We start from the raw sequence: 21,264 nt of genomic DNA, 5'->3' as shown, positions 1-21,264 counted from the left end.
CCTACTCCCACTCGATGGTCCCCGGCGGCTTCGACGTCACGTCGAGCACGACGCGGTTGACCTCGGGCACCTGGTTCGTGATCCGGTTCGAGATGCGGGCGAGCACGTCGTAGGGCACCCGGGTCCAGTCCGCGGTCATCGCGTCCTCCGAGGAGACCGGTCGCAGCACGATGGGGTGGCCGTAGGTGCGGCCGTCGCCCTGCACCCCCACGGAGCGCACATCCGCGAGCAGCACGACGGGGCACTGCCAGATCTCCTGGTCGAGACCGGCGGCCGTCAGCTCGGCGCGGGCGATCGCGTCCGCCTCGCGGAGCGTCTCCAGCCGATCGCGCGTCACCTCGCCGACGATGCGGATGCCGAGCCCGGGGCCGGGGAACGGCTGGCGCCCGACGATCGCCTCGGGGATCCCGAGCTCGCGGCCGATCGCGCGGACCTCGTCCTTGAAGAGCGCCCGCAGCGGCTCGATCAGCTCGAAGTCGAGATCCTCGGGGAGCCCTCCGACGTTGTGGTGCGACTTGATGTTCGCAGTGCCCGCTCCCCCGCCGGACTCGACGACGTCGGGGTACAGGGTGCCCTGCACGAGGAACTTCACCTCGCCGCCCTCGGCCCGGGCCTCGTCGACGAGCTCGCGCTGCACGCGCTCGAAGGCGCGGATGAACTCGCGTCCGATGATCTTGCGCTTCTGCTCCGGATCGGTGACGCCGGCGAGGTGCCCGAGGAACACGTCCTCGGCGTCAACCGTGATGAGGTGCACGCCGGTCGAGGCGACGTAGTCCTGCTCGACCTGCTCGCGCTCTCCCTTGCGGAGCAGCCCGTGGTCCACGAAGACGGCGGTCAGCTGATCGCCGACGGCCGCGTGCACGAGGGCGGTCGACACGGCGGAGTCGACGCCGCCGGAGAGCGCCGAGATGACGCGGGCGCTCCCGACCTGCGCGCGGATCCGCTCGACCTGCTCGGCGATCACGTTGCCGGCGTTCCAGTCCGCAGGGATCCCCGCGACGTGGTGCAGGAAGTTCTCGAGGACCCGCTGGCCGTGGTCGGAGTGCTTCACCTCGGGGTGCCACTGCACGCCGTAGAGCCGGCGCTCGGCGCTACCGAACGCCGCCACCGGGGTGACGGCGGTGCGCGCGAGCACCTCGAAGCCGGCGGGCGCCTGCTGCACCGCGTCGCCGTGGCTCATCCACACGTTCTGTGCCGCAGGCTGTCCGCCGAGGATCGCCCCGCCGCCGCCGAGGACCTCGGCATCGGTGGCGCCGTACTCCCGGTCGCCCGTATGGCCGACTTCCCCGCCGAGGGCCCGGGCCATCACCTGGAAGCCGTAGCAGATGCCGAGGGTCGGGATCCCGAGCTCGAAGATCGCGTCGTCGAACTGCGGGGCGCCCGGCTCGTAGACGGACGACGGACCGCCGGAGAGCACGATGCCGAGCGGCTGCCTGTCCTCGACCTCGGCCGCGGTGATGGTGTGCGGCACGAGCTCGGAGTACACCCCGGCCTCGCGCACCCTGCGGGCGATCAGCTGCGCGTACTGCGCGCCGAAATCGACCACGAGGACCGGGCGGTGCCCGGTATCCGACTGTTCTGCCTGTGTCGCAGCGTTCGAGTGGGCCATGTTCGCTTGGGAAGGCCTTTCAGGGTTGAGGTGGTGCGGGGATGATGCGCATGCCGATTCTACCCGCGGACGCGCGCCGCGGGCGCGCGGCTAGGCCGAGGCGGCCGGGCGCGCCGGGGCGCCGGCGCCCTTCTCGGCGAGGAAGTCCGAGACCTGGCGCGCGACGCGACCCTCCATGAAGAAGGACATGAAGGGGATCACGCCGCCGAGCGCGAGCAGCACGAAGCGCGGGAAGCGCCAGCGCATCGGGCTCCAGAGCATGAAGCAGGAGACGAGGTAGACGACGTAGAACCAGCCGTGGGCGATGAGGATGAGCAGGGAGATGTTCGTGCCCGTGCCGGTGGAGGTGAGCTCGCAGCCCTCCTGCCAGGGGAAGAACAGCGAATACCACTGGCACGCCTCGCCGACCACGACGGGCGCGAAGCCGATACCCTCGCCGCCGCCCGCGAAGAGCTCCACATGGGTCGGCGAGTACTTCAGGATCATCTCGGCGAGCAGCGTGAGGAGCATGACGCCGGTGACGATCGAGGTCACCTTGTAGAGGCTCAGGGCCTTCCGGATGCGGGGGTAGTCGGCGGGCTTGGGCTCGAGTCGCATGGCTTCCATTCTACGTCCGCGCATCCGGCGCGGGATCGGGGTCGGGATCGGTCGCCGCGGCGGCCTCGGCCTCGAGGAGCTGCAGCTCGTGCTCCCGCTCCCACGCGTCGCGGGTCAGCCGGAACCAGAAGAAGACCGCGAAGCCGGCGAAGACCACCCACTCGATCGCGTAGAAGACGTTCAGCCAGTTGACCTGCTCGGGCGGCAGCGCCGGCACGGAGTCGATCGCTGCGAGCGCGCTCGCCCCGGCGGGGGCGCCGTCCGCGTGGAGCACGAGATAGCCCGAGTAGACGGGGGCGTCGACCTCGCTCCAGGAGTTCGCGAGGAACGCGGGCATCATCGTGCGCATCACCTGCGGATCCTCGTCGCCGTCCGGGATCTGGGGCCCCTCGGGCGGCATGTAGCGTCCCTCGATGCTGCGGGGCTCCGCGAAGGCGGGATCCGCCTCGAGCTCGGCGATCGCGTCCTCGGCGAGCACCGTGCTCGGCGCCCAGCCGATCGCGACCGCGAGATGCGCACCGGCCTCGGCGTCCGGGCCCTCGGTGACGAGGTGGCCGACGACCCAGGCCCCGCGCTCCCCCTGGTTGTCGCGGGGCGCGACGACGCGCGTGTCCCCGGCGACGAAGGCGCCATCGAGGCGCACGACGACCGCCGCGCCGGCCTCCGTCACGCCCTGCGCGGTCGTGGACACCTCGGCGAGCGCGCGGGGCGTCTCCGTGTCGACCGCCTCGACGGCGCTCGTGCGGATCGCGCTGCCGAGCTGCCACTGCCCGAGCCAGGCGAACCCGGCGGCCACGGCGAGGGCGAAGAGCAGCGCGAGCAGCCACTGCGGCCGCCGCATGATCTGCCCGAGGGTCGGATCCCCGAGGTACTCCGGTTTCGTCGGTCGATCGACCGCCTCCGCGGGCATTACCGCTCGGCGTGGACGATGCCGACGCGCTGGAACTCCTTGAGCTCCGAGTAGCCGGTGGTCGCCATCGCGCGGCGCAGCGCGCCGATGAGGTTCGCGCTGCCGTCGGGGACGTGCGCCGGGCCGTTGACGATCTCGGAGAGCGGAGCCACGGAGCCGACCGGCATGCGCTGCCCGCGCGGCAGGTCCTCGTGGTGCGCCTCCTGCCCCCAGTGCCAGCCGCGGCCGGGCGCCTCGGACGCCTTCGCGAGGGCGGCGCCGAGCATCACGGCGTCGGCACCGCAGGCGACGGCCTTGATGAGATCGCCCGAGGTCCCGAGCCCGCCGTCGGCGATGACGTGCACGTAGCGCCCGCCCGATTCGTCGAGGTAGTCGGTGCGGGCCCCGGCGACATCGGCGATGGCGGTGGCCATGGGCGCGCGGATCCCGAGGGTGACCCGGGTGGTCGAGGAGGCGCCGCCGCCGAAGCCGACGAGCACGCCCGCGGCGCCGGTGCGCATGAGGTGCAGCGCCGACTGGTAGGTCGCGGCCCCGCCGACGATCACCGGCACGTCGAGTTCGTAGATGAACTGCTTGAGGTTGAGCGGCTCGCGTCCCTCCTGCGCCACGTGCTCGGCCGAGACGGTGTTGCCGCGGATCACGAAGAGGTCGACCCCGGCGTTCACCACGGTCTCGGTGAACTCGGCGGTGCGGTGCGGAGAGAGCGCGCCGGCGACGGTGACGCCGGCCTCGCGGATCTGGCCGAGGCGGTCCCGGATGAGCTCCGGGCGGATCGGCGCCGCGTACAGCTCGCGCATGCGCCGCACCGCGGCGAGCGGATCGGAGAGCTTCGCGAGCTCCGCGAGGAGCGCCTCGGGGTCGTCGTGGCGGGTCCACAGCCCCTCGAGATTGAGAACGCCGAGCCCGCCGAGCCGGCCGAGCGCGATGGCCGTCTCGGGCGACATCACCGAGTCCATCGGCGCGCCCAGCACGGGGATCTCGAACTGGAAGGCGTCGATCGTCCAGGCGGTCGAGACGAGCTCCGGATCGCGGGTGCGCCGGGTCGGCACGATGCCGATCTCGTCGAAGGTGTAGACGCGCCTCGCGCGCTTGCCGCGGCCGATCTCGATCTCGTTGCTCACCCGCCCAGTCTATCGGGCGCGAACCCGGCGGGTGCTGAGCGCGCCCCCTGCACGCCCCGGGCAGGGGCGACGGCGGCTCCCGGCACCCCGGTGCCGGGATTGGGGCTCGACGCGCGACACCCCCGCGCCGCACGGGGCGGCGCGGGGGTGTCGCGGGGAGGAGGATCGGCTCAGCGCTTGTAGTTCGGCGCCTCGACGACCATCTGCACGTCGTGCGGGTGGGACTCCTTGAGCCCGGCCGCGGTGATGCGGACGAAGTTGCCGCGTTCCTTGAGCTCGTCGACGGTGCGCGCGCCCACGTAGAACATCGACTGGCGCAGGCCGCCGGTCATCTGGTGCACCACGGAGCCGAGCGGACCGCGATAGGGCACCTGCCCCTCGATCCCCTCGGGGATGAGCTTCTCGTCGCTCGGCACGTCGGCCTGGAAGTAGCGGTCCTTGGAGTACGAGGTGCGCTCGCCCCGGGTCTGCAGCGCGCCGAGCGAGCCCATGCCCCGGTAGTTCTTGTACTGCTTGCCGCCCACGAACACGAGATCGCCGGGGCTCTCGTCGGTGCCGGCGAGGAGCGAGCCCATCATCACGGACGAGGCTCCGGCGACGAGCGCCTTCGCGATGTCCCCGGAGTACTGCAGGCCGCCGTCCGCGATCACGGGCACCCCGGCGGGCGTCGCGGCCTTGGCCGCCTCGTAGACCGCCGTGACCTGCGGCACGCCCACGCCGGCGATGACGCGGGTGGTGCAGATCGAGCCGGGCCCGACGCCGACCTTCACCGCGTCGGCGCCGGCCTCGACGATGGCCTTCGCGCCGGCGTAGGTGGCGACGTTGCCGCCGATCACGTCGACGTTCGCGAACGCGGGGTCGCCCTTGATCTTGGCGATGATGTCGAGCACGCCCTTGCTGTCGCCGTTCGCGGTGTCCACGACGAGCACGTCGACGCCGGCCTCGACGAGGGCGCTCGCGCGCTTCCACGCGTCGCCGAAGAAGCCGACCGCCGCGCCGACGCGCAGTCGCCCCTCGTCGTCCTTCGTGGCGAGGGGTACTGCTCCTCCTTGTCGAAGTCCTTCACGGTGATGAGACCGGTGAGCCGACCGTCGCCGTCGACCAGCGGGAGCTTCTCGATCTTGTGCTCGCTGAAGATCGCGGCGGCGGCCTCGCGCGAGATCCCCGTGGGCGCCGTGATGAGCGGCATCTTCGTCATCGCGTCGGCGACGCGCACCTGGGCGCGGTCCTTCGGGTCGATGAAGCGCATGTCCCGGTTGGTGATGATGCCGAGGAGCACGTCGTTCTGATCGACGACGGGGAGCCCGGACACGCGGTACTCGCCGCACAGCGCGTCCACCTCGGCGACGGTGGCGTCCACGGAGGTGGTGACGGGGTTCGTGATCATCCCGGCTTCGCTCCGCTTGACGCGGTCGACCATCTCGGCCTGATCCTGGATGGAGAGATTGCGGTGCAGGATCCCGAGACCGCCGTTGCGCGCCATGGAGACCGCCATGCGCGTCTCGGTCACCGTGTCCATCGCCGCCGAGATCAGCGGGATGTTCAGCCGGATGCGCCGCGTCAGCTGGGTCGAGGTGTCGGCATCGCTGGGGATGACGTCGGTGTGCGCGGGCAAGAGCAGCACGTCGTCGTAGGTGAGACCGGTGAACGCGAAGGGGTCACGCTGTTCCATGGAACCTCTATCTGTGTTGGGGATGGGACTGCCAGAGATTCGCGGGTGCACGGATGCGGCGCCCGCACCGCTTTCAGTCTAAGGGCACGGGGGCGGTGTTCGGCTGCGCTTCCGGCGAACGTCGGAGCTGCCGCACCATGTCGGCGACGAGGATCACGAGGGCGATCCACACGGCCACGAAACCGATCCACCGCGCCGCCGGCATCTCCTCGCGCGTCACGAACGCGCCGTAGAGGAAGCCGAGGACGGGCGTCAGGAACTGGAGGAACCCGAGGTAGGCGAGCGGGAGCCGGCGGGCCGCCTCGCCGAAGAGGATGAGCGGGATCGCCGTCATGACGCCGCTGACGAGCACGAGCGCCGCGACGCCCGGACCGAAGGAGAAGGCGGTGACGCCCGCGAGCTGGGCCACGACGACGAGCTGCACGACGGCGACGGGCAGGGACACGACCGTCTCGGCGGCGAGTCCGCTGACGCCGTCGATCGTTTCGCCCGCGTGCTTGTGCACGGCGCCGTAGAGCCCGAAGGAGAGCGCGAGGCCGAGCGCGATCCAGGGGAAGGACCCGTAGGCGACCGCCGCGACGACGACGCCGACCGCTGCGATGCCGACCGCAACCCATTGCGGGCGGGACAGCGGCTCCTTGCGGAAGATCACGCCGATGAGGATCGTGAAGAGCGGGTTGATGAAGTAGCCGAGGGCGGTCTCGATGACGTGCCCCGTCATGACGCCGATCACGAAGATCTGCCAGTTGGCGTAGAGCAGCAGCGAGGACAGCGCGAACCAGCCGAGCAGTCGCGGGGTGCGCAGCAGCGCCAGGAACGGCCCCCAGCGCCGCATCGCGGTGAGGAGCACCGCGCAGAAGACGAGCGTCATGGCGACGCGCCAGGGCACCACCTCGAAGGGGCCGACCATGGCGATGAGGCCGAAGTAGAAGGGGAAGACGCCCCAGAGCAGGTAGGCGCCGAGCCCGTATCCGAGGCCCGCACGTGTCCGCTGCATCGGATCAGTCTACGCCCGAGCGGAGCACGGTCGCGCCGCCGGGACGGCGCGACGGGCCGCGGAAACGGCGGCGGGCCCGCCGATCCGTCGTGGATCGGCGGGCCCGCCCGCTGGAACGCCTCTCAGCGCGTGACGACCGCGAGGATGTCGCGGGCCGAGAGCACGAGGTAGTCGTCTCCGCCGACCTTGACCTCGGTGCCGCCGAACTTGGAGTAGATCACCACGTCGCCGACGGCGACGTCGAGGGGGATGCGGGTGCCGCTGTCCGAGACGCGACCGGGGCCGACCGCGACGACCTCGCCCTCCTGCGGCTTCTCCTTCGCGCTGTCGGGAATCACGAGACCCGAAGCGGTGGTCTGCTCCGCCTCGACCTGCTTGATAACGATACGATCCTCGAGCGGCTTGATGGCGACCGACACAGTTGACCTCTTTCCGAATGGTGAAGTGTGGTTACGCGCCGCACATCGCGAGCGCGTCTACCGTGCAGTCTATGGCCCGCGTTGGCACTCTCGCAAGGGGAGTGCCAACGCGTCGGGTGAGGATCGCGGACAGCGAACGCCCGTCGCCCCCGCCCGCGCCCTGGACTCGCGGACGCGCATCAGTAGACTGAGGGCACGCAGACCCGAGGAGCATCGGCGAGACTGAAGGAGCGCGACATGTCCACCCCCACTTTCCCGCAGCAGCCGGAGGACCAGGCGAACACCCAGGCCCAGCCCACGACGCCCTACCCCGCAACGCAGCTCCCCGGCGGCGCGCCCTACGGCGCCCCCGCCGCACCGTCCCAGCCCGCCCCCGCCTACGTCGCGCAGCCGCAGCCCCGGCCCGCCGTGCCCGCGAGCACCGACACGACGCTGGCGGGCACGAACACCTTCGCCCTCCTCGCCATCATCCTGGCCTTCCTCGCGCCGCTCGCCGGCATCATCTTCGGCCATCTCGGCCTCAGCCAGATCAAGCGCAACGGCGACGCGGGGCGCGGCATCGCCCTCACCGGCCTCATCATCAGCTACGCCTACTTCGTCCTGGTCGCGCTGCTGGTCATCGCCTACATCGGCCTCATCTTCGCGATGTTCGCGGGCATCGGCGCCCTGGCCGAGGGCTTCGGCAGCTACGACTACAGCGACGACTACGGCAGCTACTGAGCCGCATGACCGGACGCGTCCATCGCGACCACCGCAGGAAGAGAGCAACGTGACCCAGCAGGATCCCCGCACGGGCCAGCAGCAGCCCTACGCCCAGCCGGGCCAGTACCCGCAGCCGCAGTACCAGGCCCAGCCGCCCGTCGCGCCGCAGCCGCAGTACCTGCAGCAGCCCGCGTACTACGCCGTCGCGGCGCCGACGAACGTCCTCGCGACCCTCTCGCTGATCGCCTCGATCGTCGGCTTCTTCAGCTTCGCGATCCTCTCCATCGCGGGCATCGTCATGGGGCACATCTCCCTCTCGCAGATCAAGCGGCGCGGCGAGAACGGCCGCGGCATGGCGATCGCCGGTCTCATCATCGGCTACATCGGGGTCGCCTTCTGGATCGTCCTCATCGCGTTCTGGCTGTTCATCCTCGGCGCGGTCGTCACGGCCGGCGCCGCCACCTCCAGCTACGCGTGACCCCGGGCTGGGAGGAGCTCGCGACCCCCGCGGGTCTCGGGCTCCTCGACCGGATCGCCGCCGAACGCGACGCCGGCCGCTCCCTCGACGCCGTCTCCCGCGCGCTGCGCGCTGCGGGCGTCGAACCCGCGCTCCTCGCGGCGGCGCTCACCCAGGAGGAGCTGCGCGCGCGGGCCGTCGCGAAGTTCGGCGAGCGGGCGCGCGGCATGCTCTTCACGCGCGCCGCCCTGGAACAGGCCACGCGGGCCGAGGCCGCCGCGCTGCACGCCGAACGCTTCCGGGCCGCCGGCTGCGCTCGGGTCGCCGACCTCGGCTGCGGCATCGGCGCCGAGTCGCTCGCGCTGATCGCCGCGGGCGTCGCGCCGCTCCCCGTCGAGCTCGACCCCCTGACCGCTGCGTTCGCCGCGCACAACCTCCGCGCGGCCGCCGCACGCGCGGGCGCCCCCGCGCCCGAGGTGCGCCTGGGCGACGCCGAGGCGCTCGGTCCGGGCGACGCGGACGGCGCGTTCCTCGACCCGGCGCGGCGCACCGCGGGCCACAGCGATACCCGACGCCTCGCCTCCCCCGACGATTACTCCCCGTCCCTCCGATTCGCCTTCGGCCTCGCCGAGCGGCTGCCCACGGGCGTGAAGCTCGGCCCCGGACTCGACCGGGAGCTCATCCCCGAGACCGCGGAGGCGCAGTGGGTGTCCGTCGACGGCCAGCTCGTCGAGACCGGCCTCTGGTTCGGCCCGCTCGCCCGGCCGGGGATCCGCCGGGCGGCGACGGTGGTGCGCGACGGGACCGTCGCCGAGCTCACGGGCCCCGACGACGCCGCGGACGCCGAGGCGCGCGGGATCGGAGCGGTGCTCTACGAACCGGACGGCGCGGTCATCCGCGCCCGGCTCATCGGCGCGCTCGCCGAGCGCCTCGGCGCGGGCATGCTCGCGGAGGGGATCGCGTACCTGTCGGCGGACCACCACATCCCCACCCCCTTCGCGAGCGCCTTCCGGGTCGTCGCGGAGCTGCCCGTGCGGGAGCGGGAGCTCCGACGCGCCCTGGCCGATCGGAGCATCGGCGCGCTCGAGATCAAGAAGCGGGGCGCCGACGTCGATCCCGCGCAGCTGCGGAAGCGGCTGAAACTCGCGGGTCCGCACCGCGCGACGCTGATCCTCACGCGTGCGGAGGGACGCCGCGTCGCTCTCCTCGCCGAGCGCCTCTGACGCCCGCGCGACGCGGGGTGCGGCGGCCGCGGCGCACGGGCCCGGCGGCTCGACGCCACCCCGGAACGGCGCGGGATCCGGCCGTCGCGCACCGATCCTGCCGCGGCGCACGGGCCCGGGAACGACGCAGCGCCCCGGGGATCGCATCCCCGGGGCGCTGCCTGCTGCCGCGCCTACTGCTGCTCGAGCTGCTCGAGCTGCTGCTGCAGGTTCGGGTCGTTGAGCGCCGCTCCCACGACCATCGCGACGACGATCATCGCGATGATGGCGAGCACGATCGCGAGCGCGCCGGTGATGATGCCGGTGAGCGACATGCCCTTCGACTGCCCCTTCTTGCGGGCGACGATGCCGAGCACGACGGCGACGATGCCGCCGATGATGGCGAAGATGCTCAGGAACCACGCCAGGACGAGGCTGACGATGCCGACGATGAGCGAGGAGAGCGCGAGGCCCTTCGGCTCGACGGCCGGCGCGCCGTACGCCGGGGCGGCCGGGGCCTGCTGGGCCGGCGGGACGGGAGTGGACGCCGGGTCGTTGCCGGGCAGGTTCTCGGACATGGTGCTCCTTCGATTCGTATGGGTAACAGGACCGAGGTCCCCCTACAGGATTCAAAGATAGCGTTCAGCTTGGGGCTTTCGCGCGCATTTCGCGCGATTTTTTTCCTCCGGGGGGTTCAGCGCACCTGGACCTCGGTCACGGGGAGCGTGGAATCGGCGCCGAAGCCGAGGCCGGAGGGCGCGCGTCCCGCTCGCATGAGCTGCGCGCCGATGGACGCGATCATCGCCCCGTTGTCCGTGCACAGCGACAGCGGCGGGACGCGGAGGGCGACGCCCGCGGCGGCCGCGCGCTCGCGCGCCAACTCGCGGACCCGCGCGTTCGCGACGACGCCGCCGCCGAGGAGCAGCCGGGGCACTCCGAGCTCCGCGCAGGCTGCGAGCGCCTTCGAGAGGAGCACGTCGGCGACGGCCTCCCGGAAGCTCGCGGCGACGTCGGCGACGGGGATCGGGACGCCGTCGTCGGCGTGCTCCGCCGCGAATCGCTCGACCCAGCGGGCCACCGAGGTCTTGAGCCCGGAGAAGGAGAAGTCGTAGCGGTGGCGCTCGAGGTCCTTGGGCCGGGTGAGCCCGCGGGGGAAGCGGATCGCCCCGGGGTCCCCCGCGGCGGCGACGCGATCGATCTCGGGCCCGCCGGGGTACGGCAGGCCCAGGAGGCGCGCGACCTTGTCGAATGCCTCTCCGGCCGCGTCATCGATCGTCTCGCCGAGGAGCTCGACGTCCCCGATGAGGTCGCGCACGAGCAGCAGCGAGGTGTGCCCGCCGGAGACGAGCAGAGCGATCGTGGGCAGTTCGAGCTCCCCCACGGCGCCCACGGCCTCGCGCAGCCCCTCGCCCTGCAGCAGATCGGCGCCGACGTGCCCGACGAGGTGGTTGACCGCGTAGAGCGGCCGGTCGAGCGCGATCGCGAGCGCCTTCGCGGCCGAGACCCCGACCATGAGCGCCCCGGCGAGGCCCGGCCCGCTCGTCACGGCGATGCCGTCGAGCTCGGCGAGCTCGACGCCGGCCTCGGCGAGCGCGCGCTCGATGGTCGGCGTGAGCGCCTCCAGGTGCGCCCGCGCCGCGACCTCGGGCACGACGCCGCCGTACCTGGCGTGCTCGTCCATGGAGGATGCGATCGCGTTGGCCAGCAGGGTCCGGCCGCGGACGATCCCGATCCCGGTCTCGTCGCAGCTCGTCTCGATGCCCAGCACGAGCGGCTCCTCGTGCACCGTCCCCGTCATCCCCGTCCCTCCAGATCGAGCCGCATCACCACGGCGTCCACGCCCTCCGGCTGGTAGTACTTCGGGCGCACCCCGATCTCGGCGAAGCCGAGCGAGGCGTAGAGGCTCTGCGCCACCGGGTTGTCGGCCCGCACCTCGAGGAAGACCTCGCGGGCGCCACGGGCGACCGCTTCGGCGAGCAGCGTCTCCATGAGCCGTCGCCCCGCTCCCCCGCCGCGCTCGGGCTCGGCGATCGCGATGGTCTGCACGTCGGCCTCGGCGCCGACGACGAGCAGGCCGGCGTAGCCGAGCAGCTCCCCCGACTCCTCCGCGGCGAGCGCGAGATAGCAGCGGTGCTCCGCCGTGAGCTCTTCACGCATCATCGCCCGGCTCCACGCCTCGGCGCCGAACACCTCCGTCTCGATCCGCCAGATCGCGTCGAGGTCGTCGATCGTGGCCGGCCGGAGGACGAGGTCGTCCCGGTTCACGTCGACACCCGCTTGGGCGCGCCCGGAGCGGCGACGTCGGGCGCGCGGAGGTACACCGCGCGATCGGCCTCGAACGGGCTGCCCGCGGCGAGCTTGCGCGCGGCGAGCGCGAGCAGGCCGTCGCCCGGGATCCGTTCGGGCCACCGCTCGCCCGGCTGTGCGACGTGCCCGTCGCGGGCGACGAGCCGGGGGCCGGCGACGCGCTGCGGGATCCCCGCCCAGTCGAGGCCGGCGTAGTCGGTGACGAAGAGCTCGCGCCGCCTCGCGTCCTGCACCACCCGCACCGAGGCGGTCGCCCCCCGATCGAGGTCCTGGAGCGCGACCGCGTCGTGCCCCTGCACGGGCAGCAGCGGCACGCCGCGCCCGGCGGCGAAGGCGTGCGCGGCGGCGATGCCGACCCGCAGACCGGTGAACGGACCGGGGCCGACGCCCACGACGACGCCCTCGACGTCGCCGGCCGCGGCGCCGCTCGCCCGGAACACCTCGGCGAGGAGCTCCCCGATCGCCTCGGCGTGACCGCGGGGGTCGTCGCTGGCGGCGAGGTGCACCCGCCCGCCCGCGGCGAGCGCCACGGTCGTCCCGATCGCGGTGTCGATGGCGAGGAGGACCCGGTCGCCCGGTCGCCGCACCCCGCGGGTCATCCCAGCACCCCGTCCGCCCAGCGCGGGCCGTGACCGGCGACGGTGACGGTCCGGGCCTCGACGGGCTCCTCGGCCCAGTCCTCCTCGTCCCAGTCCTCCTCGGCCGGCTCGCCGCCCGCGGTTCCGGCACCCGCGGTTCCGACACCAGCGGCTCCGGCACCCGCGGCTCCGCCGACGGGGCGCTCGATGACGACCTCGATCCAGGAGTCCCGCGCGCCGACGAGCCCGCTCCCCCACTCCGCGACGACGACGGAGCCGTCGAAGTCGAGGTCGAGGTCCTCGAGCTCCGCGGCCTCGCCCAGCCGGTAGGCGTCGACGTGCACGAGCGGGGCGCCGTCGCCGAGCGACGGGTGCGTCCGCGCGAGCACGAAAGTCGGGCTCTGCACGGGCCCCCGCACCCCCAGGCCCTCGCCGATGCCGCGCGTGAGCGTCGTCTTCCCGGCCCCGAGCGGACCGGTGAGGATCACGAGATCCCCCGCCGCGAGCCGGCGACCGAGCGACACGCCGAGCTCGTGCATCGCCTCGGGGTCGCCGACCCGCAGCGTCGTCGCGCTCATGCCGCGTCCCCCGCGGCAGCCGGGGCGCCGACCGCGGTGGCCGGGGCGTCGACCGCGGCCACCGAAGGCTCCGCATCGACGGGGATGCGCCGCACGCGCGGCCCGATCCCGACGATGATCTCGTAGTTGATGGTGCGCATGAGCCCCGCCCAGATCTCCACGGGCGGGTGGCCGCGCTCGGGGTCCCCGAAGAGCACGACCGGCTCGCCGAGGTCGATGCGCCCGGCGATCGGCCCGACGTCGACGATGAACTGGTCCATGCCGATGCGTCCGACGATCGGCCGGTGCTCGCCGGCGATCGTCACCCAGGCTCCCGCGCCGTTGAGCGCGCGGGGCATGCCGTCGGCGTAGCCCATCGGGACGAGCGCGAGGGTCGTGGCCGTCTCGCAGACGTGGTTGTAGCCGTAGGAGACGCCCGTGCCGGCCGGCACGGCGCGCAGCGCCACGATCTCGGAGCGCAGCGTCATCGCAGGAACGAGACCGAGCTGCGCAGAGGTCTTGTCGGCAAAGGGGCTGAGGCCGTAGGCCGCGACGCCGACCCGCACCGCGTTGTAGTGCAGGTGGGGCAAGGTCAGGGTCGCAGCGCTCGCGGCCAGGTGGATGAGCTCCGGCTCGATCCCGACGGCGCGCAGCGCGGCGATCGCCTCGTCGAAGCGGGCGGCCTGCGCGCGATCGTGCGCGTCCCCGGCATTCGCAAGATGGCTGAAGACGCCGCGGACGCGGATCGCCCCCGCGGCCTCCAGTTCCGCGGCCCGTGCGAAGAGCGGCGCCCACTCCTCCGGGGCCGCGCCGTTGCGGCTGAGCCCCGTGTCCACCTTGAGCTGCACCACCGCCGTGCGGCCGAGCCGCGTCGCGGCGGCCGCGAGATGCTCCAGCTGCTGCGCGTGGCTGATGCCGATCTCGATCCCGGCGGCGACCGCCTCGGAGAAGTCGACGCGCACGCCGTGCAACCAGCACAGGATCGGCGCCCCGATGCCGGCCTCGCGGAGCGCGAGCGCCTCCTCGAGGTCGGCGGTCGCGACCATCGTCGCCCCGGCCTCGAGGGCGGCCGCGGCCGCGGCGCGGGCCCCGTGGCCGTAGCCGTCGGCCTTCACCACGACGATCACGGCGCCGCCGGTGAGCTCGCGGATCCGTGCGACGTTGTGCCTGATCGCGGGCAGCGAGATCTCCGCGACCCGCATCGATCCTGTCCTCATGAGGCTCCCGTCCCGTTGTCCTCGCCGCGTACCGCGAGCGTATCGTGCGCGGCGGCCGGGCCGCCGCCCTCGCCGAGGTGCTCGACGACCACGAACGCGGTGGCGTGATCTGCGTCGTGGGTCATGGAGAGGTGCGCCCGGTCCGCTCCGCGCGCCGCGAGTGCCGCGCTGAGGCCGGGAGTCGGCGCGAAGGCGGGCGCGCGTTCCCCGTCGCGCACCACCTCGAGGTCGGACCAGCGCAGCGCCCCGGATCCGCCGAGCGCCTTGATGAGCGCCTCCTTCGCGGCGAAGCGCGCCGCGAGCGACGCGATCGGGAGCTCGCGCTCCGCCGGTGCGAAGAGCCGTTCGCGCAGCTTCGGGGTGCGCTCGAGCTGCTGCCCGAAGCGCGCGATGCCGACGGTGTCGACGCCGATCCCCGTGATCATGCTTCCTGCGCGGTCGGCTACTCGACCGTGACCGATTTCGCGAGGTTGCGCGGCTGGTCGACGTCGAGCCCCTTCGCGGTCGAGAGCTCGAGCGCGAACCACTGCAACGGCACCACCTGGAGGAGCGGTTCGAAGAACGCGTCGGCGAGCGGCAGACGGATCACGTCGTCGGCGTAGGGCAGCACCGCGGTGTCGCCCTTCTCCACGACGGCGATCACGCGGGCGCCCCGGGCGCGGATCTCCTGGATGTTGGAGACCACCTTCGAGTGCATGAGCGGCGAGGTGCGCGGGCTCGGCACGAGCACGAACACGGGCTGGCCGTGGTCGATGAGCGCGATGGGTCCGTGCTTGAGCTCGCCCGCGGCGAAGCCCTCGGCGTGGATGTACGCGATCTCCTTGAGCTTGAGCGCGCCCTCGAGCGCGATCGGGTAGCCGACGTGGCGGCCGAGGAAGAGCACGGAGCGGGTGTCGGCCATCCAGTGCGCGAGCTGCGCGATCTGCTCGTGGGTGTCGACGGCCTCCTGCACCTTCGCGGGCAGTGCGTCGAATTGCGCCACGGCCTGCGCCGAGTCCTCAGCGGAGAGGGTCCCCCGCACCCGTCCCAGATGGAGCCCGACGAGGTAGAGCGCGGTGATCTGGGCGACGAACGCCTTCGTCGAGGCGACGGCGACCTCCGGGCCGGCGTGCGTGTACACGGCGGCGTCCGACTCCCGGGGGATGGTGGCGCTCTGCGTGTTGCAGACCGAGACCGTGGTGACGCCGCGCTCGCTCGCGTACTTGACGGCCATGAGCGTATCCATGGTCTCGCCCGACTGGCTCACCGAGATCACCATCGTGCGGTCGGAGAGCACCGGATCGCGATAGCGGAACTCGTGGCTGAGCTGCACCTCGACGGGGATGCGGGTCCACTGCTCGATCGCGTAGGCGCCCACCTGCCCGGCGTAGGACGCGGTGCCGCAGGCGATGATGATGATGCGATCGATGCCGCGCAGCCGCTCGTCGCCGAGGGCGGTGAGCTCGGGGATCTCGACGCCCGCGGCCGAGACGCGCCCGCGGACCGTGTTGCCCACGGCGTCGGGCTGCTCGGTGATCTCCTTCGCCATGAACGACGACCAGCCGCCCTTGTCCGCCGCATCGGCGTCCCACTCGACCTCGAACTCCTCGAAGTCGACCTCCGCACCGGCGAAGTCGGTGATGCGCACCTCGTCGGGGGTGATGACGGCGATGTTGTCCTCGTCGACCGCGACGGCCCGACGCGTCGACGAGACGAAGGCCGCCACGTCGGAGCCCAGGAAGTTCTCCCCGTCCCCGAGGCCGACCACGAGCGGCGAGTGGTGCCGCGCGGCGACGACCTTGCCCGGCTCGTCCCGGTGCATCGCGAGGAGGGTGAAGGTGCCGTGCAGGCGGGTGACCACGGAGCGGAAGGCGGTCTCCAGATCGCCCTGCCGCGCGACCTCGCGCCCGACGAGCGCCGCGACGACCTCGGTGTCGGTCTCGCTGAGGAGCTCGACGCCGTCGCGCTCGAGCTCGTCCCGGAGCTCCGCGAAGTTCTCGACGATGCCGTTGTGGATGAGGGCGAGCTTGCCACCGTCCCCGAGATGGGGGTGCGCGTTCGCGTCCGTGGGACCGCCGTGGGTGGCCCAGCGGGTGTGCCCGATGCCCGTCCCGGAGGCGCTCAGCGGGCTGGCCTCGAGCAGCTCCTCGAGTCGCGCGAGCTTCCCGGAGCGCTTGCGCACCGCGATCTCCCCGCCGCGATCCACGACGGCGACGCCCGCCGAGTCGTAGCCGCGGTACTCCAGACGCCGCAGGCCGTTGAGCAGGACTTCGACCGTGTCATTCGGGCCGACGTATCCGACGATTCCACACATGCGCTCCAGTTTAGTGGCACGATGGATGCACGATGGCCGAGACAAGCAGCGCTGCAGCGCGCCCAGATTCCCCGAGCACCGTCCCCGTCAGCACCGATACGCAGGCGCTGCTCCGGCCGGAGCTCACCTCCCCGTTCACCGAGATCGACCGCGCCGAGTGGGCGCGGCTCGCGGACGAGACCCCGCTGCCCCTCACGGAGGCCGAGCTCGCGGCGTTCCGCGGGCTCGGGGAGCCGCTCGACATGGCGGAGGTCTCCGAGGTGTACCGGCCGCTGAGCCGGCTCATCAACCAGTACGCGATCGGCGTGCGCGAGATGCACCGGCGCACGCGCGGCTTCCTGCACCGCGACGGCGAGCCGCAGAGCCCCTTCGTCATCGGCATCGCGGGCTCCGTCGCGGTCGGGAAGTCGACCGTGGCGCGCATCCTGCGGGATCTCCTCGCCCGCTGGCCCGAGACGCCGAGCGTCGAGCTCATCACGACCGACGGCTTCCTCTATCCGAACGCGGAGCTCGAACGACGCGGCATCGCGCACCGCAAGGGCTTCCCGGAGTCCTACGACCGTCGCAGCCTGCTGCGCTTCGTGACCCAGGTGAAGGCGGGCGTCGCCGAGGTGTGCGCGCCGCACTACAGCCACCTGGTCTACGACATCGTGCCCGACGAGGTGACCGTCGTCCGGCGCCCGGACATCCTCATCGTCGAGGGGCTCAACGTGCTGCAGCCGGCGTCGATGGAGCATCCGCTCGCGGTGAGCGACCTCTTCGACTTCTCCGTGTACGTGGACGCGCGCACCGCGGACATCCGCGCCTGGTACCGCAACCGCTTCCTGAAGCTGCGCGAGAGCGCGTTCGCGAACCCGAGCTCGCACTTCCGCCGATTCGCGGCGCTCGACGACGAGGCGGCGGTCGCGGTCGCGGACGAGTTCTGGAACAACATCAACGAGCCGAACCTCGTGGAGAACATCCGCCCGACGCGGGCGCGCGCCACCGCGGTGCTCCGCAAGGAGGCGGACCACCGGGTGCAGAAGGTCCTGCTCAGGAAGATCTGAGTCGGGCGCGCCGGCGCTTCCGGAGCGCGCGGGCCGCGCGTGCGCACCGGGCGGCCCGCGCCCGGGCGCGGACCGCGCGCCGACCCGGCGCCGTCGACGGCGCGCGCGGCGTCCGACGGCCCGGCTCGGAGTTCAGATCGCGAGGCGCTCCTGGACGATCGCGGCGAGGTCGTCGGCGAAGCTGCGCGCCTGCGACGCGTGCTCGGCCTCGACCATCACGCGCACGACGGGCTCGGTCCCCGAGGGGCGCAGCAGTACCCGGCCCTTGCCCGCGAGCGCGGCCTCGACCTGGCGGACGGCCTGCTGCAGCACCTCGTCGCCGTGCACGCCGGCGCGGTCGACGCCGCGCACGTTGACGAGCACCTGCGGATAGACGGTCATGCACGACGCGAGCTCGGCGAGCGTCTTGCCGGTGCGCGCCACCTCCGCCGCGAGATGCAGCCCCGTGAGGATCCCGTCCCCCGTGGTCGCGTGCTCGCTCATGATGACGTGGCCGGACTGCTCGCCGCCGAGCGAGTACCCGTGGGCGTTGATCGCCTCGAGCACGTAGCGGTCGCCGACGCCGGTCTCCACGACCTCGATGCCGTTGTCGGCCATCGCGAGCTTCAGCCCGAGGTTCGACATCACCGTCGCCACGAGCGTATTCCGCTCGAGCTTGCCCCGTGCGGCGAGGGAGAGCGCCAGCACGGCCATGATCCGGTCGCCGTCGACGATCTCGCCGTCGGCGTCCACCGCGAGGCAGCGGTCGGCGTCGCCGTCGTGCGCGATGCCGAGATCGGCGCCGTGCTCCCGAACGGCGGCGATGAGCGGCTCGAGGTGCGTCGACCCCACGCCGTCGTTGATGTTGAAGCCGTCGGGATCGTTGCCGATGACGGTGACCCGGGCGCCGGCGTCCGAGAAGACGTCGGGCGAGATGCCGGCCGCCGCGCCGTGCGCGCAGTCGAGCACGACGTGCAGGCCGTCGAGGCGCACGCCCTCGAGCGTGCCGAGCAAGTGGACGAGGTAGCGGTCCTCGGCGTCGGCGAAGCGACGGATCCTGCCGACCTCGCGACCGGTGACCGCGATGGGCGGCCGCTCCATGGCCGCCTGGATCTCGTCCTCGATGTCGTCGGCGAGCTTGCGCCCGCCCGAGGCGAAGAACTTGATCCCGTTGTCGGCCGCGGGGTTGTGCGACGCGGACACCATCACGCCGAAGTCGGCGCCGGTGTCGGCGACGAGGTAGGCGGCCGCGGGGGTGGGGATCACTCCGGCGTCGTGCACGTCGACGCCCGCGGAGGCGAGGCCGGCGGCCACGGCCGCGGAAATGAACTCGCCGGACACCCGCGGGTCGCGGGCGATCACGGCGGTAGCGCGACGGCTCCCGGCCCGGGCTGAACGCCCGAGCACGAGAGCCGCTGCGTGTGCGAGGCTCAGGGCCAGCTCGGCGGTCACATCGACCCCGGCCAGACCCCGAACCCCATCCGTGCCGAACAGGCGTCCCATATGAGGACCCCTGGTTAGCGCTTCGAGTACTGAGGCGCCTTGCGTGCCTTCTTGAGACCGGCCTTCTTGCGCTCCTTGATCCGCGCGTCGCGGCTCAGGAAGCCGGCCTTCTTGAGGGTCGGTCGGTTGTGCTCGGCGTCGATCTCGTTCAGCGCGCGCGCGATGGCGAGGCGGAGCGCGCCGGCCTGGCCGGAGGGGCCGCCGCCCACGATGCGGGCGATCACGTCGTAGGAGCCGTTCAGCTCGAGCACGGTGAAGGGATCGGTGATGAGCTGCTGGTGCAGCTTGTTCGGGAAGTACTCCGCGAACTCGCGGCCGTTGACGGTCATGGCGCCGGTGCCGGGCACCAGGCGCACGCGCGCGATGGCCTGCTTGCGGCGGCCCACGGCCGCGCCCGGGACGGTCAGCGCCGGACGCGGCGTCTGAGCGGCGGCCTGCGAGGCCGGGGTCTCGGTGGTGTAGCTCTCGGGGGCCACGGTCTGCTCTTCAGTCACTGTGCAGTCTCTCTCTGGATGTCTCGTCGTCGGCGCGATTACTGCGCGACCTGGCCGAAGGTGTAGGGGGTGGGCTGCTGCGCCGCGTGCGGGTGCTCGGGGCCCGCGTAGACCTTCAGCTTGCGGAACAGATCGGCGCCGAGCGAGTTCTTCGGGAGCATGCCGCGGATGGCCTTCTCGACAGCGCGCTCGGGCTTGTTCTGGAGCAGCTCGGTGTAGCTGACCGAGCGGAGACCGCCCGGGTAGCCGGAGTGGCGGTACGCCTTCTTCTGCTCGGCCTTGTTGGCGGTGAGCACCACCTTGTCGGCGTTGACGATGATGACGTAGTCGCCCATGTCCATGTGGGGGGCGAACGTCGTCTTGTGCTTGCCGCGGAGCAGGGCGGCGGCGTGCGAGGCGAGTCGGCCGAGCACCACATCGGTGGCGTCGATGACGAGCCAGTCGTGCTTCTGCTCAGCGGCCTTCGGCGAATACGTGCGAGTCACGATCGTGCTGCTTTCTGTCGAATTGGAGGTGTTCGTGGATCCCACTCCGTGTCCGGTCCCGCGAACGGGTGCTCGGGCGGTGGAGGGCTCAACAAATCGGGTGCTGACGCACCAAAGAACTACTTTAGCACAGGCCGGGTCGGGTCGAGCGGCTCCCGCCGCGCGCGGGTGCGCTCCGCCCGGGCGGCGAGCTCCGCCTCCGCCGGGTAGGCGATCTCCTCGAGCGAGAGTCCGTGCGCCGGCATCACGGTGAAGCGGCTGGAGCGCTCGCGGGCGTCCCGGAGCCCGACGAGCTCCTCGTGGCCGATCCTGCCGCTGCCGACGGCGACGACCGCGCCGACGAGCGCGCGCACCATCGAGTGGCAGAACGCATCGGCCTCGATCCGGGCCGCGAACGCGCCGTCCTCCGTCCGCCGCCAGGTGAATTCGAGCAGATCGCGGATCGCCGTCGCGCCCTCGCGCGCCTTGCAGAAGGTCGTGAAGTCGTTGAGCCCGAGCAGCTCGTCCGAGGCCCGCTGCATCGCCGGGAGGTCGAGCGGACGCGGGACCTCCGCGGTGAATCGCGCGGTCAGCGGATCGCGCGGGCTCCCCTCCCCCCGCAGGCGGTACTCGTAGCGCCTGCGGAGCGCCGAGAACCGCGCGTCGAATGCATCCGGCACCAGCCGCACCCGGTGGATCGCGATGTCCGGTGCGGAGCGCTTGAGGACGCCGTTCAACTTCCTCGCCCGGAGGCGCTCCGCGGCGTCGTCCTCCGGCCCCGCCTCGTCCCGCGCCTCGGCGCCGCGCGCGCCGCTCCACTTCGCCAGCTGCGCGTCGTCGAGGTCGAGGTGGGCGACCTGGCCGCGCGCGTGCACGCCGGCGTCGGTGCGTCCGCCGACCGTGAGCCGCGCCTCCTCGGCGCGCAGCAGCGTGCGCAGGGCGCGCTCGACCTCGCCCTGCACCGTGCGCAGCCCGGGCTGCGCCGCCCACCCCGAGAAGTCGGTGCCGTCGTAGGCGAGGTCGAGTCGCACGCGGTGCGAGGGAGGAGCGGGGGTCACGCCTCGATCCTGCCAGATCCCCGCCGGATCGGCGCGCTCAGTGGGATCGCCTAGACTGGTGCGATCCCCGCCGGCGACCGGA

The 21,264-nt window shown here is 72.5% G+C and carries 22 protein-coding genes and 1 pseudogene; 4 read left to right on the top strand and 19 right to left on the bottom strand.

The annotated features are described in order from the left end of the window. Position 1: 1 nt before the first annotated feature. The 7 genes and pseudogenes from guaA to groES all read right to left on the bottom strand — a co-directional run bounded on the left by guaA (position 2) and on the right by groES (position 7,325). Positions 2 to 1,609: a glutamine-hydrolyzing GMP synthase gene (gene guaA / locus MUN78_RS03935; RefSeq protein WP_244728909.1), complete on the bottom strand. Its 1,608-nt coding sequence runs from the start codon at positions 1,607 to 1,609 to the stop codon at positions 2 to 4. 90 nt (positions 1,610 to 1,699) lie between these two features. After that, positions 1,700 to 2,206, bottom strand: coding sequence for a DUF3817 domain-containing protein (locus MUN78_RS03930; protein ID WP_244728907.1), 507 nt, complete (start codon positions 2,204 to 2,206; stop codon positions 1,700 to 1,702). Between the two features lie 10 nt (positions 2,207 to 2,216). Beyond that, positions 2,217 to 3,116, bottom strand: coding sequence for an SURF1 family cytochrome oxidase biogenesis protein (locus MUN78_RS03925; RefSeq protein WP_244728906.1), 900 nt, complete (start codon positions 3,114 to 3,116; stop codon positions 2,217 to 2,219). Next, complete coding sequence (locus tag MUN78_RS03920; protein WP_244693282.1) at positions 3,116 to 4,237, bottom strand: GuaB3 family IMP dehydrogenase-related protein; 1,122 nt, start codon at positions 4,235 to 4,237, stop codon at positions 3,116 to 3,118. The genes MUN78_RS03925 and MUN78_RS03920 overlap by 1 nt, the downstream gene beginning before the upstream one ends. Positions 4,238 to 4,407: 170 nt before the next feature. Next, positions 4,408 to 5,909 (bottom strand): annotated as a pseudogene (guaB, locus tag MUN78_RS03915) (IMP dehydrogenase). Positions 5,910 to 5,982: 73 nt separating this feature from the next. Beyond that, positions 5,983 to 6,906, bottom strand: a complete 924-nt coding sequence (gene rarD / locus MUN78_RS03910) for an EamA family transporter RarD (RefSeq protein ID WP_244693280.1) — start codon at positions 6,904 to 6,906, stop codon at positions 5,983 to 5,985. Between the two features lie 122 nt (positions 6,907 to 7,028). Further along, positions 7,029 to 7,325, bottom strand: coding sequence for a co-chaperone GroES (gene groES, locus MUN78_RS03905; protein WP_087011741.1), 297 nt, complete (start codon positions 7,323 to 7,325; stop codon positions 7,029 to 7,031). Positions 7,326 to 7,562: 237 nt separating this feature from the next. On the opposite strand from groES, the gene MUN78_RS03900 reads away from it, so the two are divergent. Genes MUN78_RS03900 through MUN78_RS03890 form a run of 3 tightly spaced genes read left to right on the top strand, consistent with a single transcriptional unit; the run spans position 7,563 to position 9,707 of the window. After that, a complete protein-coding gene (locus MUN78_RS03900; RefSeq protein ID WP_244693279.1) occupies positions 7,563 to 8,045 on the top strand; it encodes a DUF4190 domain-containing protein in 483 nt (160 codons plus the stop codon). A gap of 49 nt (positions 8,046 to 8,094) precedes the next feature. Beyond that, on the top strand, positions 8,095 to 8,505 hold the full coding sequence (locus tag MUN78_RS03895; protein WP_244728904.1) for a DUF4190 domain-containing protein: 411 nt from the start codon (positions 8,095 to 8,097) through the stop codon (positions 8,503 to 8,505). Continuing rightward, entirely contained in the window at positions 8,502 to 9,707 is a 1,206-nt protein-coding gene (locus MUN78_RS03890) for a THUMP-like domain-containing protein (RefSeq protein WP_244728902.1), read from the top strand. Before MUN78_RS03895 ends, MUN78_RS03890 begins: the two co-directional genes overlap by 4 nt. A gap of 173 nt (positions 9,708 to 9,880) precedes the next feature. On the opposite strand, the gene MUN78_RS03885 is transcribed toward MUN78_RS03890, so the two are convergent. From MUN78_RS03885 to glmS, 8 genes are all read right to left on the bottom strand, one after another. Further along, entirely contained in the window at positions 9,881 to 10,264 is a 384-nt protein-coding gene (locus MUN78_RS03885) for a hypothetical protein (RefSeq protein WP_244728900.1), read from the bottom strand. Positions 10,265 to 10,380: 116 nt separating this feature from the next. Next, positions 10,381 to 11,484, bottom strand: coding sequence for a tRNA (adenosine(37)-N6)-threonylcarbamoyltransferase complex transferase subunit TsaD (tsaD, locus tag MUN78_RS03880; RefSeq protein WP_244693275.1), 1,104 nt, complete (start codon positions 11,482 to 11,484; stop codon positions 10,381 to 10,383). Continuing rightward, on the bottom strand, positions 11,481 to 11,951 hold the full coding sequence (gene rimI, locus MUN78_RS03875) for a ribosomal protein S18-alanine N-acetyltransferase (protein ID WP_244728898.1): 471 nt from the start codon (positions 11,949 to 11,951) through the stop codon (positions 11,481 to 11,483). Before rimI ends, tsaD begins: the two co-directional genes overlap by 4 nt. After that, positions 11,948 to 12,592, bottom strand: coding sequence for a tRNA (adenosine(37)-N6)-threonylcarbamoyltransferase complex dimerization subunit type 1 TsaB (gene tsaB, locus MUN78_RS03870; RefSeq protein ID WP_244728896.1), 645 nt, complete (start codon positions 12,590 to 12,592; stop codon positions 11,948 to 11,950). Before tsaB ends, rimI begins: the two co-directional genes overlap by 4 nt. Further along, entirely contained in the window at positions 12,589 to 13,149 is a 561-nt protein-coding gene (tsaE, locus tag MUN78_RS03865; RefSeq protein WP_244728894.1) for a tRNA (adenosine(37)-N6)-threonylcarbamoyltransferase complex ATPase subunit type 1 TsaE, read from the bottom strand. The genes tsaB and tsaE overlap by 4 nt, the downstream gene beginning before the upstream one ends. After that, a complete protein-coding gene (gene alr, locus MUN78_RS03860; protein WP_244728893.1) occupies positions 13,146 to 14,330 on the bottom strand; it encodes an alanine racemase in 1,185 nt (394 codons plus the stop codon). The genes tsaE and alr overlap by 4 nt, the downstream gene beginning before the upstream one ends. An 11-nt stretch (positions 14,331 to 14,341) precedes the next feature. Beyond that, positions 14,342 to 14,770, bottom strand: coding sequence for a holo-ACP synthase (locus MUN78_RS03855; protein WP_346730609.1), 429 nt, complete (start codon positions 14,768 to 14,770; stop codon positions 14,342 to 14,344). A 17-nt stretch (positions 14,771 to 14,787) separates the two neighbouring features. Then, a complete protein-coding gene (gene glmS / locus MUN78_RS03850; protein ID WP_244728891.1) occupies positions 14,788 to 16,638 on the bottom strand; it encodes a glutamine--fructose-6-phosphate transaminase (isomerizing) in 1,851 nt (616 codons plus the stop codon). 32 nt (positions 16,639 to 16,670) lie between these two features. Here glmS and coaA point away from each other — a divergent pair, with 32 nt between their 5' ends. Beyond that, a complete protein-coding gene (coaA, locus tag MUN78_RS03845) occupies positions 16,671 to 17,684 on the top strand; it encodes a type I pantothenate kinase (protein WP_244693269.1) in 1,014 nt (337 codons plus the stop codon). A gap of 132 nt (positions 17,685 to 17,816) precedes the next feature. Here coaA and glmM read toward each other — a convergent pair whose 3' ends face one another. The 4 genes from glmM to truA form a co-directional block, all read right to left on the bottom strand. Further along, positions 17,817 to 19,166, bottom strand: coding sequence for a phosphoglucosamine mutase (gene glmM, locus MUN78_RS03840; protein WP_244693268.1), 1,350 nt, complete (start codon positions 19,164 to 19,166; stop codon positions 17,817 to 17,819). A gap of 14 nt (positions 19,167 to 19,180) precedes the next feature. Further along, positions 19,181 to 19,660 (bottom strand): 30S ribosomal protein S9, encoded by a 480-nt coding sequence (gene rpsI, locus MUN78_RS03835; RefSeq protein ID WP_244693267.1) that lies wholly within the window; start codon positions 19,658 to 19,660, stop codon positions 19,181 to 19,183. A gap of 38 nt (positions 19,661 to 19,698) precedes the next feature. After that, on the bottom strand, positions 19,699 to 20,145 hold the full coding sequence (rplM, locus tag MUN78_RS03830) for a 50S ribosomal protein L13 (RefSeq protein ID WP_244693266.1): 447 nt from the start codon (positions 20,143 to 20,145) through the stop codon (positions 19,699 to 19,701). A gap of 119 nt (positions 20,146 to 20,264) precedes the next feature. Beyond that, the gene (gene truA / locus MUN78_RS03825; RefSeq protein WP_244728889.1) at positions 20,265 to 21,182 is read right to left on the bottom strand and encodes a tRNA pseudouridine(38-40) synthase TruA; all 918 of its coding nucleotides are present in this window, start codon (positions 21,180 to 21,182) and stop codon (positions 20,265 to 20,267) included. Between the last annotated feature and the right edge of the window lie 82 nt (positions 21,183 to 21,264).

The organism is Leucobacter allii, assembly GCF_022919155.1.
Lineage (GTDB): Bacteria > Actinomycetota > Actinomycetes > Actinomycetales > Microbacteriaceae > Leucobacter > Leucobacter allii.
Note: the sequence above shows the minus strand (reverse complement) of the source record. Positions and strands in the feature narration are given on the sequence as shown.

Coding starts and splice junctions, on each gene's coding strand:
- coaA (WP_244693269.1), top strand. CDS start 16,671: ATGGCCGAGACAAGCAGCGCTGCAGCGCGCCCAGATTCCCCGAGCACC.
- MUN78_RS03925 (WP_244728906.1), bottom strand. CDS start 3,116: ATGCCCGCGGAGGCGGTCGATCGACCGACGAAACCGGAGTACCTCGGG.
- glmS (WP_244728891.1), bottom strand. CDS start 16,638: ATGTGTGGAATCGTCGGATACGTCGGCCCGAATGACACGGTCGAAGTC.
- MUN78_RS03855 (WP_346730609.1), bottom strand. CDS start 14,770: ATGATCACGGGGATCGGCGTCGACACCGTCGGCATCGCGCGCTTCGGG.
- tsaD (WP_244693275.1), bottom strand. CDS start 11,484: ATGACGGGGACGGTGCACGAGGAGCCGCTCGTGCTGGGCATCGAGACG.
- tsaB (WP_244728896.1), bottom strand. CDS start 12,592: ATGACCCGCGGGGTGCGGCGACCGGGCGACCGGGTCCTCCTCGCCATC.
- glmM (WP_244693268.1), bottom strand. CDS start 19,166: ATGGGACGCCTGTTCGGCACGGATGGGGTTCGGGGTCTGGCCGGGGTC.
- MUN78_RS03900 (WP_244693279.1), top strand. CDS start 7,563: ATGTCCACCCCCACTTTCCCGCAGCAGCCGGAGGACCAGGCGAACACC.
- alr (WP_244728893.1), bottom strand. CDS start 14,330: ATGCGGGTCGCGGAGATCTCGCTGCCCGCGATCAGGCACAACGTCGCA.
- MUN78_RS03930 (WP_244728907.1), bottom strand. CDS start 2,206: ATGCGACTCGAGCCCAAGCCCGCCGACTACCCCCGCATCCGGAAGGCC.
- MUN78_RS03885 (WP_244728900.1), bottom strand. CDS start 10,264: ATGTCCGAGAACCTGCCCGGCAACGACCCGGCGTCCACTCCCGTCCCG.
- guaA (WP_244728909.1), bottom strand. CDS start 1,609: ATGGCCCACTCGAACGCTGCGACACAGGCAGAACAGTCGGATACCGGG.
- tsaE (WP_244728894.1), bottom strand. CDS start 13,149: ATGAGCGCGACGACGCTGCGGGTCGGCGACCCCGAGGCGATGCACGAG.
- rarD (WP_244693280.1), bottom strand. CDS start 6,906: ATGCAGCGGACACGTGCGGGCCTCGGATACGGGCTCGGCGCCTACCTG.